Below are 15,690 nucleotides of genomic sequence, written 5' to 3'. Positions count from 1 at the left end.
CACTTTAGCGGCACTTGGTTGATTAAAAGGTAAATTTCCCAAGGAAAAACGATGAAGAGCCAGAAAGAGACAGCGGCGGGAGAGAGCGCCGAAGCGACCGCCATCGCCATCCTCGGCTGGCTCGCCGGCGAGCCGGAACTGCTTTCGCGTTTCCTTTCGCTGACGGGCGTCCTGCCATCGGACGTGCGCCATGCGATGGACGATCCCGGCTTTCGCGCCGGCCTCGTCGATTTCCTGATGGCGCATGAGCCCACCCTTCTCGACTTCTGCGCGGCAACCGGCACGCGGCCGGAAACCGTTGTGGCGGCCCATGCGGTCTTGTCGGGGCCGCACGGCGACATCGATTTTTGAACCGGCAACGACACCCGCCGTGCCTGTGCACTGCGCGACATCAGGCGACAGCCCGTCTTGAGACTCATGAACTTACGCGGTAATGTCGCGATGTTCAACTTTTGTTCCTGACATGCGCTCCGCTGCCACGCGATTTCCGGGTTTCTGTCGCGACTGCCTCTCCGGGCAGGTTGCGGACCTGCGCCGCTGTCGTGCCTGCGGCAGCCCGCGCCTTGTCCACCACCCCGAACTCAACGACCTGACGCTGGCCCATATCGACTGCGACGCCTTCTATGCGGCGATCGAGAAGCGCGACAATCCCGACCTGGCCGACAGACCGGTCATCATTGGGGGCGGCAAGCGAGGCGTGGTGTCCACCGCCTGTTATGTTGCGCGCATCCACGGCGTGCGCTCGGCCATGCCGATGTTCAAGGCGCTGGAAGCCTGCCCGGACGCGGTGGTGATCCGGCCCGACATGGAGAAGTATGCGCGCGTCGGCCGGCAGATACGCACCATGATGCAGGAACTGACGCCGCTGGTGCAGCCGCTGTCGATCGACGAGGCCTTCCTGGAGCTGAAAGGCACCGAGCGGCTGCATCACGACACGCCTGCCCGTGTGCTCGCCCGCTTCGCGCAGCGGGTCGAGAAGGAGGTGGGAATCACCATCTCCATCGGCCTGTCCTATTGCAAGTTCCTCGCCAAGGTCGCCTCCGACCTCAACAAGCCGCGCGGCTTCTCCGTCATCGGCGAGGCGGAGGCGCTCGCCTTCCTCAAGGACAAGCCGGTTCGCATCATCTGGGGCGTCGGCAAGGCCTTCGCGCAGACGCTGGAGAGCGACGGCATTCGCACGGTCGGCCAGCTCCAGACCATGGAGGAGACGGACCTGATGCGGCGCTACGGCATCATGGGCAAGCGCCTCTTCAACCTCTCCCGCGGGCAGGACGACCGCGAGGTCCACGCCAATGAAGCGGTCAAGAGCGTATCGGCGGAAACCACCTTCTTCGACGATATCTGGCGCTATGACGATCTTGTCGCCCATCTTCGCCAGCTCAGCGAAAAGGTCGCGAGCCGCCTGCGCAAGTCGCAGATCGCCGGCCATACGGTGGTGCTGAAGCTCAAGAGCGCCGATTTCAAGAGCCGGACGCGCAACCGCAAGCTCGAGGACCCCACCATGCTGGCCGACCGGATCTTCCGCACCGGCATGGAGCTCCTGCGCAAGGAAGCCGACGGCACGAAGTACCGGCTCATCGGCATCGGCGTCAGCGACCTGACGGATTCCGGCCGCGCCGACCCGCCCGACCTGGTCGATCCCGCCGCCAGCAGGCGCGCCGCGGCGGAAGCAGCGATGAACACGCTGCGCGACAAGTTCGGCAAGGCGAGCGTAGAGACCGGCTACACATTCGGCCGCTCCGGCCCCGAGAGAACTCACGGAAAAGTGAGCCTGAAGGCCGTGGGGAAATTCGACGACCCGAGCGAATAAATCCCGGCAAACCGGCGTTTTCCTGTGTATCGGGATGGCACCGCAGGGGACATCGGAACGGTGCATCAAGTGTTCCTTAAACCGGATGCACTAGGATTACCCCCGGTTTGTATTGCGTACGGGTGGGTTACATGAAGTTTCGTCTTGCCGCTGGCATGAGCATTCTGGGTCTGATGCTGAGTTGCACGAGCGCCCTTGGCGGCACGCTCGAAGGGCCGCTCCAGATCGTGGTTTCGAAGGATCTCCAGGAATTGAAGATCTACGATGGCGGCGTGGTCGTGGCGACCTCGCGCGTTTCCACCGGCAAGGCCGGCCACTCGACGCCGACGGGCATCTTCTCCATTCTCGAAAAGAAGCGCACGCACTTTTCCAATATCTATGACAGCGCGCCGATGCCCTTCATGCAGCGGCTGACCTGGTCGGGTATCGCGCTGCACGCCTCCAACAGCGTGCCCTCCTACCCGGCTTCGCACGGCTGCGTGCGCCTGCCCAACGATTTCGCCAAGACGCTGTTTTCCGCCACCCGTCGCGGCGGGCATGTCCTGATCTCCGACCGGGACGTCGCGCCGCAACGCGTGGTTCATGCCGCCCTCTTCAAGCCTTCTATCGTCGTGCCGGATACGCCCCTGCTTTCCGATGCCGGCCTGCGGCCTGCGCTGATCGAGGCCGGCGACAAGAGTGTCGAGGTCGCGATGACCGAGACCAAGCCGTCGGCGGTCGAACCCGTCGTCGTCAGGACCGAGCAGGACCCGATCCGTATCCTGATCACCCGCCGCGGCGAGCGCGAAGCGCTGCTCGACCTGCAAACGCTGCTCAACACGCTGGGTTACGACGCCGGCGCGCCGGACGGCCGCCACGGCAAGCAGACGATCACGGCGATCCGCGCCTTCCAGCTGGCGGAGGGATTGAAGGAGGACGGCATGGTGACGCCTGAGCTCGTTGCCGCCGTCTATGCCAAGGCCGGCAAGGGTGCACCGCCGAACGGCCAGATCCTCGTGCGGCAGAAGTTCAAGCCGCTCGTCGAGGAAGCGATCACCATCCGCCAGCCGGACGTCGCATTGGGCACGCATTTCCTGCTCGCGCGCGCCGTCGATGCCGACAAGGGCACGGCCGAATGGTACGGCGTGAGCATGGACAACCAGTTGCCGAAATCGACCCTGAAGCGGCTCGGAATCACCACCGAGGCGGACGCGAGCGCGCCGGACGCGATCGCCCGCACGCTGGACAGGCTGGATATCCCCGAGGATATGCGCAACCGTATTTCCGGCTTGATGGGCGAAGGCGCGTCGCTGTCCATTTCCGACACGGGGCTTGGCACGGAAACCGGCGACGGGACGGACTTCATCACCATCACACGCAAGGTGCAGAAGGCCGACGCGTCCGTCACGCAGGGCAGCAGGAAATCGAAAAAGAAAAAGTCGTCGGTGACGGTCATCAACTGACCCTCCGCGACGATGTCAACTAAGGCCACCCGGCATCCGGCGGGTGGCCTTTTGCTTTGCGTGTTCACTCGCCAAGGCGGCGCAGCAGCTCGTCGTAATCCTCCTGCGCCGTCGCCAGCTGGCCTTCGTCGCCGGCCGCGCGCAGACGCTCGATCCGGGTCAGCATGAAGGCCTTGGCGTCCTCCTTCCGTCCCAGCTCGTAGGCGAGCACGCCGCGCTGGAACAACAGGTCCTGCACGGTATCGAGGTCGTTATCCGCCTCGGCGATGGCCAGCACACGTTCCAGATACGGCTCGGCCTCCTGCTTTCGGCCCATCGCGTGCAGGTTCTGCGCCAGATTGGTCAGCACGGTCGTCAGGTTGGGGTGACTTTTGCCAAATATCTTCTCGCCGCGGGCGAGCACATCGAGATTGAGCGTGTAGGCCTGCTCGTAGAGCTTCGCCTCGTGCAGCTGATAGGCCTGCTTCTGGCGCACACCGGCACGCTGGTCGTCGCTGTAGCCGTCGTAACGGTCGGCGATCAGTGCCGCCTTGCCATATTGCTCGGCGGACAGCGCGTGGCTGGCGCTGTTGCCGGGGATCTTCGCGTAACCACCGAGAATTTCGGCATAGAGATAGCGGTCTTGAAGCTGGCGCCCGAGCGGGCGGCTGTCGCTGTCCGCCAGTGTCATGAGCTCCGCCAGGGCATCTATCCCGTCTTCAAACGGAACGACAGAAGAGCGGCTCGTGACGAGACCGATCATCGACAGGATGTCGCGGCGTTCGTCGATCAAATCCTGCCGCTTGCCGACATAGCTGCGCAAGACCTTCAGCTCCTCCACCGCGTCGGTGCCGCTGAACTGCACGTTCTCGTCGTCGACGCGGCTGCGCATCAGCGCGACCCGCTGGCGAAGTTGCGCATCGTCGGCCGGTGCGGCCTGCTTTTCGATGGTGATCGTCTCGCGTTCTGCCATGGCAATAGACGGAAGGCTGAGGACGGCGAAGAGGCAGTACACAAGGGCAGCGCGCAATCGCATCCGTTTCCTCCGGTTCCCTGTTGATGGTTACAGGTCAGGAATTGGCAAACGACGCCCTGAAGATCAAGATCGCAAACCGTCTTTTTGGACGGCCCGGGCGGCAGCGCAACGCGACCGCCTAGACCAACTCCACATCAAGCACGCCCGGCGCCGAGCGCAGGGCGGCTGCGATTTCGGGGGAGATGCGGAAGCGCTCGTTGAGTTCGACCTCGATTTCGCGCTGGCCGTTGTCCTTGATGACGATGAAGGACACGAGGCCGTCGCCCTTGGTGTTGAGATGGGCGGCGATGGACCGTAGCGGGCCGGAATCACGCACATAGACGCGCAGCGCCTTCTGCGTCTGCAACGCTTCCTCCTCCAGCGAACGCAGCGTCTGGATGCGCAGGCCGATGCCTTCCGGCCGCTCTTCCGCCTGGACCGTCATGACCAGCGATTTGCCGGGCTCCAGCAGATCGCGATACTGGTTCAGCATTTCGGAAAACAACACGGCCTCGAACTGGCCGGAGGAATCCGAGAAGGCGACGATGCCCATCTTGTTGCCGGTGCGCGTCTTGCGCTCCTGCTTGGATGTGACGGTGCCGGCAAGGCGGCCGGCCGTCGCGCCGCGCTTTACCGCGACGGAGAAGTCGCCGTAGGTCTGTACGCGCATCTTCGACAGGATGGGTTGATAGGTATCGAGCGGGTGGGCCGAAAGATAGAAGCCGAGCACCTGGAACTCGCGGTGCAGCTTTTCCGAGGCAAGCCATGGCGTGTAGGCCGGCAGCGTGATGACCTCGGGTCCCGTCGCGGCCCCCATGCCGAAAATATCGCCCTGCCCGCTCGTCTTGTTCTCCTGGGCGCGCTGGGCTGCGCCGAGCAGCCGGTCCAGCCCGGCGATCATCGCCGCCCGGTCATGGCCGAAGCAATCGAAGGCGCCGGCGATGATGAGGCTTTCGAAGACGCGGCGGTTGACGAATTTCGGATCGATGCGGGTGCAGAAATCCTCCAGGCTCTTGAACGGCGTCGTGCCGCGCACCTCGACGATGTGCTGCACGGCGGCCTCGCCGACACCCTTGATGGCGGCGAGCGCATAATAGATGCGGTTCTCACCCGTTTCGAAATGCGCAAAGGACGTCTGGACCGACGGCGGAATGACCGCGATGCCGAGGCGCCCGGCATCCTGCCGGAAATCGTTCAGCTTGTCGGTGTTGGACATATCGTAGGTCATCGACGCGGCGAGGAACTCGACCGGGTAATGCGCCTTCAGATAGGCCGTCTGGTAGGAGACGATGGCGTAGGCCGCGGCGTGCGACTTGTTGAAACCGTAATTGGCGAACTTGGCGAGCAGGTCGAAGATCAGGTCGGCTTGCGGCTTGGACACGCCGTTCCTGACCGCGCCCTCGACGAAACGGGCGCGCTGCTTGTCCATCTCCTCCTTGATCTTCTTGCCCATGGCTCGACGCAGCAGGTCGGCTTCGCCGAGCGAATAGCCCGAGAGCACCTGGGCGATCTGCATCACCTGCTCCTGGTAGACGATGACGCCCTGGGTCTCCTTGAGCAGGTGGTCGATCATCGGGTGGATCGACTCGATCTCCTCTTCGCCGTGCTTGCGCGCATTGTAGACCGGGATGTTTTCCATCGGGCCCGGGCGATAGAGCGCGACGAGCGCGATGATGTCCTCGATGCAGTCGGGCCGCATGCCGATCAGCGCCTTGCGCATGCCAGCACTTTCCACCTGGAACACGCCGACCGTTTCGCCGCGCGAGAGCATTTCGTAGGTCAGCTGGTCGTCGAGCGGCAGGCTTTCGAGCTTGACCTCGATGCCGCGCTTGCGAATGAAGTCGACGGCGGTTTTCAGGACGGTCAGCGTCTTCAGGCCGAGGAAGTCGAACTTCACGAGGCCCGCCTGCTCCACCCACTTCATGTTGAACTGGGTGACGGGCATGTCGGAACGCGGATCGCGGTACATCGGCACGAGCTGCGACAGCGGCCGATCGCCGATCACGATGCCGGCGGCGTGCGTGGAGGCGTGCCGGTAGAGGCCCTCGATCTTCTGGGCGATGTCGAGCAGGCGCGCGACGACCGGCTCCTTCTCCGCCTCTTCCTGCAGCTTGGGCTCCTCCTCGATCGCCTTGTAGAGCGGCGTCGGGTTGGCCGGGTTGTTCGGCACGAGCTTGCAGATCTTGTCGACCTGACCATAGGGCATTTCCAGCACGCGGCCGACGTCGCGCAGCGCGGCGCGGGCCTGCAGCGAACCGAAGGTGATGATCTGCGCCACCTGCTCGCGGCCGTATTTCTGCTGCACGTAGCGGATCACCTCTTCGCGGCGGTCCTGGCAGAAGTCGATGTCGAAGTCGGGCATCGAGACGCGTTCCGGATTGAGGAAGCGCTCGAAGAGCAGCGAGAAACGCAGCGGATCGACGTCGGTGATGGTGAGCGCATAGGCCACCAGCGAGCCCGCGCCCGAACCACGGCCCGGCCCGACGGGAATGTTGTGCTGCTTGGCCCATTTGATGAAGTCGGCAACGATGAGGAAGTAGCCGGGGAACTTCATGCGCTCGATGACGCTGAGTTCGAAATCCAGCCGCTCGCGGTAATCCTGCTCGGTATAACCCGGCGACAGCCCCAGAAGGGCCATGCGGCTTTCAAGGCCTTCCACCGATTGCCGGCGCAGCTCTGCCGATTCGGCCCGCTCGGCCTCTTCCGGATCATCCGTGGCGCCGGTGAAGCGCGGCAGGATCGGGCCGCGCGTCTTCAGAACGAAGGAGCAGCGCTGCGCGATCTCGACCGTGTTCTCCAAGGCCTCCGGCAGATCGGCGAACAGCGCCGCCATGTCCTTGCGGCTCTTGAGGTAGTGATCGGGCGACAGGCGGAACCGGTTGTCATCCGACACCATCGCATTATGCGCGACCGCCATCAGCGCGTCATGCGCGTCGTAATCGTCCGGCGCGGGAAAGAAGGGCTCGTTGGTCGCGACCAACGGCAAATCCTCGGCATAGGCGAGTTCGACCATGCGCCGCTCGTGCTGGCGGTCGTAACGGCCATGGCGCTGCAACTCGATATAGAGCCGGTCGCCGAAGGCCGCCTTCAGCGCCTTGAGCCGCGCCTTGGCGACGGCCGGCTGGCCGGCGAGATACGCCATGTCGACCGGACCGCCGAGCGCACCGGTCAGCGCGATCAGCCCCTCCGTGCCCTCCTCCAGCCAGCTTCTCGTGATGCGAACCGACTGGCCGCTCTCGCCGCCGAGATAGGCGCGGCTGACAAGCTCCACCATGCGCACATAACCGGCATCGGTTGCCGCCAACAGCACGATCGACGGCAGCTTGACGAGCTGCGCCTGCGAGCCGCGCCGCTCCCCCTCGCCTTCGTCTTCCATGTCGATCGACAGCTGGCAGCCGATCAGCGGCTGGATCCCGTCGCCGATCGCCTTCTGCGAAAACTCGAGCGCGGCGAACAGGTTGTTCGTGTCGGTGATGGCGATGGCCGGCTGCTGGTCGGACACCGCCTTGCCGATGATCTTCTTGATCGGCAAGGCGCCCTCGAGCAGCGAGAACGCAGAATGCACGCGCAGATGCACGAATTGCGGCGTTTCCGCGATCTTCTCGTTGTCTGAGCCCGGTGCCGCTTCCGCCATCTGCTTCGTCCTTTCAATCAGGCAGGAAGCTTAAGCGGATTCGCACCCGCCTCGTCCAGACGGTTCTTGCCCTTGCACCCGATATCCACGCGGCAAGGCGCATTCCGTTGACGGATGCGGCGAAAATGTCAGATGCCGAAGAGAATGACGGAGAAGCTGGCGACGAACATTGCCATGGTGGTGAAGGCTGCGAGATCGCGAAGAAAGTCGGTCATTGGTGTCTCCCTTTCCTTTTATGTTTTTATTTTGTTCCACTCTTGTTCTCATGTCAACAGTTTTCCACAGCCCCTCTGGACCGTCGCCGCCAAGCGCAATACGGTCTGGTCGATCAACGGAGAATTGAGATGAAGTCGTTTGCCGCCGCCCTGCTGTTTTCCACGACCGTTCTGCCCGCCGGCGCGATCGCCGCCGACTTTCCGGCAGAACGCATCATCGCCATGGCGAGTGGCGACTGGAACAAGGACGGAACCGCGGATCTCGCCGTCATCGCGACCCCGGAAAACGACGGCGACGACAACGGGCTCTATGTCTATCTGGCCAAACCGAACGAAAGTCGGCTGACAGTCGCGCTGTCGCTGCCAAACACCGTCTGGGGCAGCCTCACCCTGTTCGGCCAGGAGCCCGAGCTTGCCGCACTCGCCAACGGCTCCTTCACTTTGTCGACGAAGAACGAGACCATCGGCCGCGACCGTTGGCGCCAGTCGCTCACCATCGCCTATCGCAACTTCGATTTCATCGTGGCGGGCTACACCTTCACGTCCTACGACACGCTGAACCCCGACGGCGGGCAGGAATGCGACCTGAACGTCCTGACCGGCAAGGGAAAGAGCAGCGGCCGGCCGGTGGCCGGCCAGGCGCAGTTCGTTCTCCTGAAGGATTGGAAGGACGATATCGGCCGCTCGATCTGCGGCCTCGACAACTGATCCTGACGCGCGTCACCGCACGCCGGGTGCGGCCTCAGGCGAGTTCGCGCACGAGGCCGTCTTCGATCGTCACGCGGCGGTCCATCAGGCCCGCCAGCTCATGGTTGTGCGTGGCGATCATCGCAGCAAGCCCGGACTGGCGGGCAAGCGCCTCCAGCGCCTCGAAGACGTAGCCGGCGGTTTCCGGGTCGAGATTGCCGGTGGGCTCGTCGGCCAGAAGCAGAAGCGGCGCGTTGGCCACGGCGCGGGCAATCGCCACGCGCTGCTGCTCGCCGCCGGAAAGCTCCGAGGGCCGATGGTCGGCACGGTGGCCGATGCGCATGTAATCGAGCAGCTGCGCTGCGCGTTCGCGCGCTTCCGCCTTGGTGAGGCCGGAAATGAGCTGCGGCATCATGATGTTTTCGAGTGCCGTAAATTCCGGCAGCAGGTGGTGGAACTGGTAGACGAAGCCGATCTCGCCGCGGCGGATGGCCGTGCGCTCGTCATCGCCGAGCGTCGCGCAGGAATGGCCGTTGACGAGGACCTCGCCGGCATCGGGCTTTTCCAGCAGGCCCGCGATATGCAGCAGCGTCGATTTGCCGGTGCCGGACGGGGCGACGAGCGCGACCGTCTCGCCGCTTCGCAGCGTGAAATCGGCGCCGCGCAGGATCGACAGCGTGGTTTCGCCCTGGCCATAGTGCCGTTCGATGCCCTTCAGTTCCAAAGCGACGCGCGCAGTCATGCGTTCTGTTCCTATTCGTACCGAAGGGCCTGGACGGGATCGAGCTTGGAGGCGCGCCAGGCGGGGAAGATCGTCGCGAGGAACGACAGCGCCAGCGCCATGACGACCACCGATACCGTCTCGCCGGCATTCATGTCGGCGGGCAGCTGGCTCAGGAAGTAGAGTTCCGGGTTGAACAGCGTCGTGCCCGATATCCAGGAGAAGAACTGGCGGATGGATTCGACGTTGAGGCAGACGATGACGCCGAGCAGCACGCCGGCGAACGTGCCGACCGTACCGATGGCCGCGCCCGTCATGAAGAAGATGCGCATGATGGCGCCCGACGTCGCCCCCATGGTGCGCAGGATCGCGATGTCGCTGCCCTTGTCCTTCACCAGCATGATCAGGCCGGAAATGATGTTGAGCGCCGCGACCAGCACGATCAGCGTCAGGATCATGAACATGACGTTGCGCTCGACCTCGAGTGCGGAGAAGAACGTCTTGTTGCGCTGGCGCCAGTCGGTGATGAAGATCTGCCGCTCCGCTGCCGCCTCCAGCGGCTGGCGAAGTTCATCGACCGCATCCGGGTTCGACACGAACAGCTCGATCGACTGCACGATGCCTTCGGCATTGAAATAGAGCTGCGCTTCCTCGAGTGGCATGTAGATGATCGACGCATCGTATTCCGACATGCCGATCTCGAAGATCGCCGAAACCGTATAGGTCTTCACGCGCGGGTTGACGCCGAGCGGCGTCACGTCGCCGTCCGGCGCGACGAGCGTGATCTGCCCGCCCGCGCTGAGACCGAGCTGCTCGGCCATGCGCGCGCCGATCGCCACGCCGCCCGTGGCGAAGCCGACGAGATCGCCTTCCTTGATGTGATCGGAGACGGCCTTCATCTTGGCGAGATCTTCGGGACGCACGCCGCGCACCAGCGCGCCGGTGCCCGCCCCCGCCGTGCCCGAGGCCAGCGTCTGGCCCTCGACGAGCGGGATCGCCATGGTGACGCCGGCCACTTTCGAAAGCCGCTCGGCCAGCTGACCGTAGTTGGTCAGCGGCGTATCGATGGGCTGAACGATCATATGGCCGTTGATGCCGAGGATGCGGGAGATCAGCTCCGTACGGAAACCGTTCATGACCGCCATGACGATGATGAGCGTCGCCACGCCCAGCATGATGCCGATGAAGGAAAAGCCGGCAATGACCGAGATGAAGGCTTCCTTGCGCCGGGAGCGCAGGTAGCGCCAGGCGACCATCCGCTCGAAAGCGGAGAACGGGCGGCTCTTCTTGACGGCCTGGGCCTCTGTCGCCCCGCTCGCTGCGTCAGCCATGCTGTCTCCCTGTTACACCGGGAGCATGCCGCATGCCCCCCTCATCCGCCTGCCGGCACCTTCTCCCCGTGGGGGAGAAGGACAATGTCGCCACCTCCTCTTTCCTTGCCCCCGCCGGGGAGAAGGTGGCCCAAAGGGCCGGATGAGGGGGCGATTTCCGCATTCTCTGTTCCTGCTCTGCCCGTATCAATTCCCAGATGTCAGGCGGTTGATCGCCGCCTCGATGGTCAGCGTCTCGCGTTCGCCGGTCTTGCGATCCTTGATCTCGACCTCGCCATTGGCGATGCCACGCGGGCCGGCAATGATCTGGACCGGTGCGCCGATCAGGTCGGCAGTCGCGAATTTCGCACCCGCACGCTCGTCCTTGTCGTCGTAGAGAACGTCGATGCCGGCCTTCAGGAGCGCGTTGTAGATCGTCTCGCAGGCGGCGTCGCAGGCGGCATCGCCCGACTTCATGTTGATGACGATGGCCTCGAAGGGCGCGATGGCCTTGGGCCAGATGATGCCGTTCTCGTCATGCGAGGCTTCGATGATCGCCGGCACAAGGCGCGTCGGGCCGATGCCGTAGGAACCCATATGCACGGCATGTTCCTTGCCGTCGGGGCCCTGGACCTTGGCGCCCATCGTTTCGGAATACTTGGTGCCGAAATAGAAGATGTGGCCGACCTCGATGCCGCGGGCGGACAGGCGCTCGCCCTCCGGGATCGCATCGAAGGCCGCGGCATCATGCATTTCGGACGTGGCCGCATAACGCGACGTCCACTTGTCGAAGATCGCCTTCAGTTCCGCGGCATCCTCGAAGTTGGTGTCTTCCGAGGGAATGTCGAGGTTCAGGAAGTCCTTGTGACAGAACACTTCCGACTCGCCCGTATCGGCCAGGATGATGAATTCGTGGCTGAGGTCGCCGCCGATCGGGCCCGTATCGGCACGCATCGGAATGGCGCGCAGGCCCATGCGCGTGAAGGTGCGCAGATAGGCGGTGAACATGCGGTTATAGGCGTGGACCGCGCCTTCGCGGTTCAGGTCGAAGGAATAGGCGTCCTTCATCAGGAATTCGCGCGAGCGCATGGTGCCGAAACGCGGGCGGATCTCGTCGCGGAACTTCAGCTGGATATGGTAGAGATTGAGCGGCAGGTCCTTGTAGGACTTCACGAACGAGCGGAAGACGTCCGTGATCATCTCCTCGTTGGTCGGGCCGTAGAGCATCGGGCGCTCCTGGCGGTCCTTGATGCGCAGCATTTCCTTGCCATAGGCGTCGTAACGGCCGCTTTCCTGCCAGAGCTCGGCAGACTGCAGCGTCGGCATCAGAAGCTCGACGGCGCCGGCACGGTTCTGCTCCTCGCGGATGATCGCGTTCACCTTGTCCAGCACGCGCTTGCCGAGCGGCAGCCAGGTGTAGATGCCCTGGGACTGCTGCTTGATCATACCCGCACGCAGCATGAGCCGGTGGGAGACGATTTCAGCCTCCTTGGGATTTTCCTTGAGGATGGGCAGGAAGAAGCGGGAAAGACGCATAAGGAAGGGTTCCGAACTGACCGAACCGCCCTATGGGGGGAATCGGGCAAAATGACGTTGATTTTCACGCGTTCATAAACGCTTCGCGAAAGGAAGGAAACCCGGCAGGCCTCATGGGCGCGACGGCGCGAAGCACTGTCCACCGCTCTTGGCGGCTCGGAGGAATGTGGCAAAAAAAGGGGCGATCAATAACGGAAATTGCGCGCGGCTTGTCAATGGAAAAATTTTATTCCACTGTAGCAAAAATGCAAAAAAACCGGATGACAACGCCTAAGCTTTGGGCTAATTTCAGGTCACAAAACAGGCAGGAAGTGCAAATTCCAGCCAAATTCGCGGTCAAGTCTTGGGAGGATTAGATCTTTGGCGCGCGCAGACGCTGCCACCGCACAACGGATAGAGATCACGCGATACCTGTAAAACAAGGCTTTAAGCCTTGTTTTTTTTTGACTTCATGCCGACCCTTCCCGTTACGTCAGCATTTTTCGGCAATGTCCACGGGACATAGGCGCGCACCCTCTTACGCTGCGACACTCGGCCTCACCGGCGCATCTCCGCGCCTTCATTTCCAGATCGTCGAAATTCCGCCTGCCCGCGCCATTTACAGGATGCGTATAACGCCAAAGCGCGCGACGTGCCAAAGGAACGGATTTCCTGGATATCCGCGGAACAGGAATGGAATGCTTCGGCCCTTGTCGGGCCGTTAAGATATGCGGCAGGGCTATTCGAAGTCGGGATAGAGCTGCGGAAGGGAATCGATGCCGTAGCCGAAGCGCACGGACAGGATATACCAGCCGCCATAGATCAGCGCCGAGACAAGGGTGGTCATCAGGACCACACGACCGCCGCGAAAGCGCGCCGGCGCGCTTTCCACGGAGCCGGGCACCACCTCGTTCGCCTCGGCCTGCGTGCGCAGTCCGAACGGCAGGACGGCGAAAAGCGTCATCCACCAGACGATGAAATAAACGGCAAAGTAGGAAACGAATTGCATGGGCGGCCCTCGTGCGACAGCGCCCTTTTACGCCGGGCGAACGCGAAGTTCAAATGGAAGACGGGCGGCGCGCTGTCACACCTGTTCGAGCTCGACCAGAGTGCCGAGGAAATCCTTGGGATGCAGGAAAAGCACCGGCTTGCCGTGGGCGCCGGTCCTGGGGTTTCCGTCGCCCAGCACGCGCGCGCCACCGGCGACCAGCCGGTCACGCGCGGCGAAAATATCATCCACCTCGTAGCAGATATGGTGCATGCCGCCCGACGGCGCTTTTTCGAGGAAGGCCGCAATCGGCGATGCCTCGCCCAGCGGCTCCAGCAGTTCGACCTTGGTGTTCGGCAGTTCGACGAACACCACCGTCACGCCATGCTCCGGCAGTGCCTGCGCCTGCGATACCCTCGCGCCCAGCGTATCGCGATAGGTCGCCGTGGCCGCGGCGAGATCCGGCACGGCGATGGCGATGTGGTTGACCCTTCCGAGCATGTTATCCCCTCCGTTCAGAGCATCCTGCGTGGCCTGCCCCCTCATCCGCCTGCCGGCACCTTCTCCCCGAGGGGAGAAGGGAGAAAACGAGACGTCTGCAGTCTCCCCTTCTCCCCTCGGGGAGAAGGTGGCCCGAAGGGCCGGATGAGGGGGCCTGAGCGCTTCCGATATCATTCCCCCGACATCGGCAATCAGACCTTAGTCAGGAACACCGTCACGACGGGCTTCTTGCCCCAGATCTCGTTTGCGGTGGAACGCACCGCGCGGCGCACCGCTTCGCGCACCATTTCGAGATCCTTGCGGCGGGCCCGCGGAATGCTTTCGACGGCGCCGAGAATGGCATCGTAGAGCGTATCGCCCATATCCTCGCCCTCGTCGTCGAACTGCGGCAGGCCGAAGGGCTCGACCTCGGGATCGCCCATGAAATCGTAACGGCTGTCGAGCAGAACGCTGACGGCGACGTGGCCGACGAAGGCCAGCTTGCGCCGCTCGCCGATCCCCATCTCCTCGAAATCGCCGATCAGGTTGCCATCCTTGAAGATGCGGCCGAACGGGGCGTGATCGACGACTTCGGGCTCGCCGGGGGCAAGTTTCAGGACGTCGCCATTGCGCACGCGCGGGACCTTGCCGATGCCGGACTGTTCCGCAAGCTCGGCATGCGCCGTCAGATGGGCGGCCTCGCCGTGCACGGGCACGACGATCTTCGGGCGCACCCAGCCATACATCTGCTGCAGCTCGTGGCGACGGGGGTGGCCCGACACATGCACCAGCGCCTCGGAATCGGTGATGATATGGATGCCCTGCTCGATCAGGCCGTTCTTGATATCGTTGATCGCCTTCTCATTGCCGGGAATGGCGCGCGAGGAGAAGATGATCGTATCGCCGGCGGTGAAGGCGACGTTGCGCATCTCGTCGCGGGCGATCTTGGCCAGTGCCGCGCGCGGCTCGCCCTGGCTGCCGGTGAGGATCACCACGACCTTGTCGCGGGGAATGTAGCCGAATTCGTCCTCGGCAATGAACGGCTTGATGCCTTCCATCAGGCCGATGTCGCGCGCCACATCCGTCACGCGCTTCATGGAACTGCCGAGCAGCAGCACCTCGCGCCCGGCGGCCTCGGCGGCGCGCGCAATCGAGCGGATGCGCCCGACATTCGACGAGAAGGTGGTGATGCCGACCCGGCCCTCGGATGCCTCGATGATCTTGGTCAGGCTTTCCGACACCTCGCGCTCGGAAGGCGAAACGCCGTCGCGCAGGGCGTTGGTGCTGTCGCAGATCAGCGCCAGCACGCCCTCGTCGCCGAGCTTGCGGAAGCGCGTCTCGTCCGTCAGCGGACCAAGCGACGGCTCAAGGTCGATCTTCCAGTCGCCGGTATGGACGACCGTGCCGAGCGGCGTCTTGATCGCCAGCGACATGGGCTCGGGGATCGAGTGGTTGACGCCGATCGCCTCGATTTCGAAGGGCCCGACATGGATGCGGTCGCCCTGCTTGAAGATCGTGACGGGAATTTCGACGCGGCTGCGCTCGTAGTCGCGCTTGGCCTCCAGCATGCCGGCCGTGAAGGGCGAGGCATAGACCGGCACGTTGAGGCCGGGCCACAGGTCGTTCAGCGCGCCGTAATGGTCCTCATGCGCGTGGGTGATGATGATGCCCTTCAGCCGGTCGCGTTCCTTGGCCAGGAAGCGGATATCGGGCAGGACGAGATCGACGCCCGGCAAATCCGGTCCCGGGAAGGTGACGCCGCAATCGACCATGATCCACTGGCGGTTGGCCTTCGGGCCGTAGCCGTAGAGCGCCAGGTTCATGCCGATTTCGCCGACGCCGCCAAGCGGCAGGAACACCAGTTCGTCTTCTTGTGCCATCGTGTTCAAAACAT

General features: G+C 63.5%; 13 protein-coding genes. 5 read left to right on the top strand and 8 right to left on the bottom strand.

Annotated elements, in window-relative coordinates; genetic code table 11:
• The first annotated feature begins 51 nt into the window (after nucleotides 1–51).
• The 3 genes from GR158_RS12935 to GR158_RS12925 all read left to right on the top strand — a co-directional run bounded on the left by GR158_RS12935 (nucleotide 52) and on the right by GR158_RS12925 (nucleotide 3,252).
• Nucleotides 52–351, top strand: a complete 300-nt coding sequence (locus GR158_RS12935) for a DUF3572 domain-containing protein (RefSeq protein WP_160871400.1) — start codon at nucleotides 52–54, stop codon at nucleotides 349–351.
• Nucleotides 352–433: 82 nt separating this feature from the next.
• Nucleotides 434–1,810 (top strand): DNA polymerase IV, encoded by a 1,377-nt coding sequence (locus GR158_RS12930; protein WP_160871399.1) that lies wholly within the window; start codon nucleotides 434–436, stop codon nucleotides 1,808–1,810.
• Nucleotides 1,811–1,941: 131 nt separating this feature from the next.
• Nucleotides 1,942–3,252: a L,D-transpeptidase family protein gene (locus tag GR158_RS12925; protein WP_160871398.1), complete on the top strand. Its 1,311-nt coding sequence runs from the start codon at nucleotides 1,942–1,944 to the stop codon at nucleotides 3,250–3,252.
• Between the two features lie 64 nt (nucleotides 3,253–3,316).
• Here the strand turns inward: GR158_RS12925 and GR158_RS12920 are convergent, their stop codons facing one another.
• Nucleotides 3,317–4,267, bottom strand: a complete 951-nt coding sequence (locus GR158_RS12920; RefSeq protein WP_160871397.1) for a tetratricopeptide repeat protein — start codon at nucleotides 4,265–4,267, stop codon at nucleotides 3,317–3,319.
• A gap of 118 nt (nucleotides 4,268–4,385) precedes the next feature.
• Nucleotides 4,386–7,880: a DNA polymerase III subunit alpha gene (gene dnaE, locus GR158_RS12915; RefSeq protein ID WP_160871396.1), complete on the bottom strand. Its 3,495-nt coding sequence runs from the start codon at nucleotides 7,878–7,880 to the stop codon at nucleotides 4,386–4,388.
• Between the two features lie 144 nt (nucleotides 7,881–8,024).
• On the opposite strand from dnaE, the gene GR158_RS12910 reads away from it, so the two are divergent.
• Nucleotides 8,025–8,228, top strand: a complete 204-nt coding sequence (locus GR158_RS12910) for a hypothetical protein (protein ID WP_160871395.1) — start codon at nucleotides 8,025–8,027, stop codon at nucleotides 8,226–8,228.
• Entirely contained in the window at nucleotides 8,225–8,803 is a 579-nt protein-coding gene (locus GR158_RS12905; RefSeq protein WP_160871394.1) for a hypothetical protein, read from the top strand. Before GR158_RS12910 ends, GR158_RS12905 begins: the two co-directional genes overlap by 4 nt.
• A gap of 34 nt (nucleotides 8,804–8,837) precedes the next feature.
• Here the strand turns inward: GR158_RS12905 and GR158_RS12900 are convergent, their stop codons facing one another.
• From GR158_RS12900 to GR158_RS12875, 6 genes are all read right to left on the bottom strand, one after another.
• Nucleotides 8,838–9,524, bottom strand: coding sequence for an ABC transporter ATP-binding protein (locus GR158_RS12900; RefSeq protein WP_134650729.1), 687 nt, complete (start codon nucleotides 9,522–9,524; stop codon nucleotides 8,838–8,840).
• An 11-nt stretch (nucleotides 9,525–9,535) separates the two neighbouring features.
• The gene (locus GR158_RS12895) at nucleotides 9,536–10,834 is read right to left on the bottom strand and encodes a lipoprotein-releasing ABC transporter permease subunit (protein WP_160871393.1); all 1,299 of its coding nucleotides are present in this window, start codon (nucleotides 10,832–10,834) and stop codon (nucleotides 9,536–9,538) included.
• A 186-nt stretch (nucleotides 10,835–11,020) separates the two neighbouring features.
• A complete protein-coding gene (gene proS, locus GR158_RS12890) occupies nucleotides 11,021–12,349 on the bottom strand; it encodes a proline--tRNA ligase (protein ID WP_160871392.1) in 1,329 nt (442 codons plus the stop codon).
• Nucleotides 12,350–13,067: 718 nt separating this feature from the next.
• Complete coding sequence (locus tag GR158_RS12885; protein ID WP_160871391.1) at nucleotides 13,068–13,337, bottom strand: DUF1467 family protein; 270 nt, start codon at nucleotides 13,335–13,337, stop codon at nucleotides 13,068–13,070.
• A gap of 75 nt (nucleotides 13,338–13,412) precedes the next feature.
• Complete coding sequence (mce, locus tag GR158_RS12880; protein ID WP_160871390.1) at nucleotides 13,413–13,817, bottom strand: methylmalonyl-CoA epimerase; 405 nt, start codon at nucleotides 13,815–13,817, stop codon at nucleotides 13,413–13,415.
• 191 nt (nucleotides 13,818–14,008) lie between these two features.
• The gene (locus tag GR158_RS12875; RefSeq protein WP_134650735.1) at nucleotides 14,009–15,676 is read right to left on the bottom strand and encodes a ribonuclease J; all 1,668 of its coding nucleotides are present in this window, start codon (nucleotides 15,674–15,676) and stop codon (nucleotides 14,009–14,011) included.
• Nucleotides 15,677–15,690 lie beyond the last annotated feature (14 nt).

The organism is Shinella sp. AETb1-6 (genome assembly GCF_009826875.1).
Classification (GTDB): domain Bacteria; phylum Pseudomonadota; class Alphaproteobacteria; order Rhizobiales; family Rhizobiaceae; genus Shinella; species Shinella sumterensis.
This window is presented reverse-complemented; position numbering and strand designations above follow the sequence as displayed.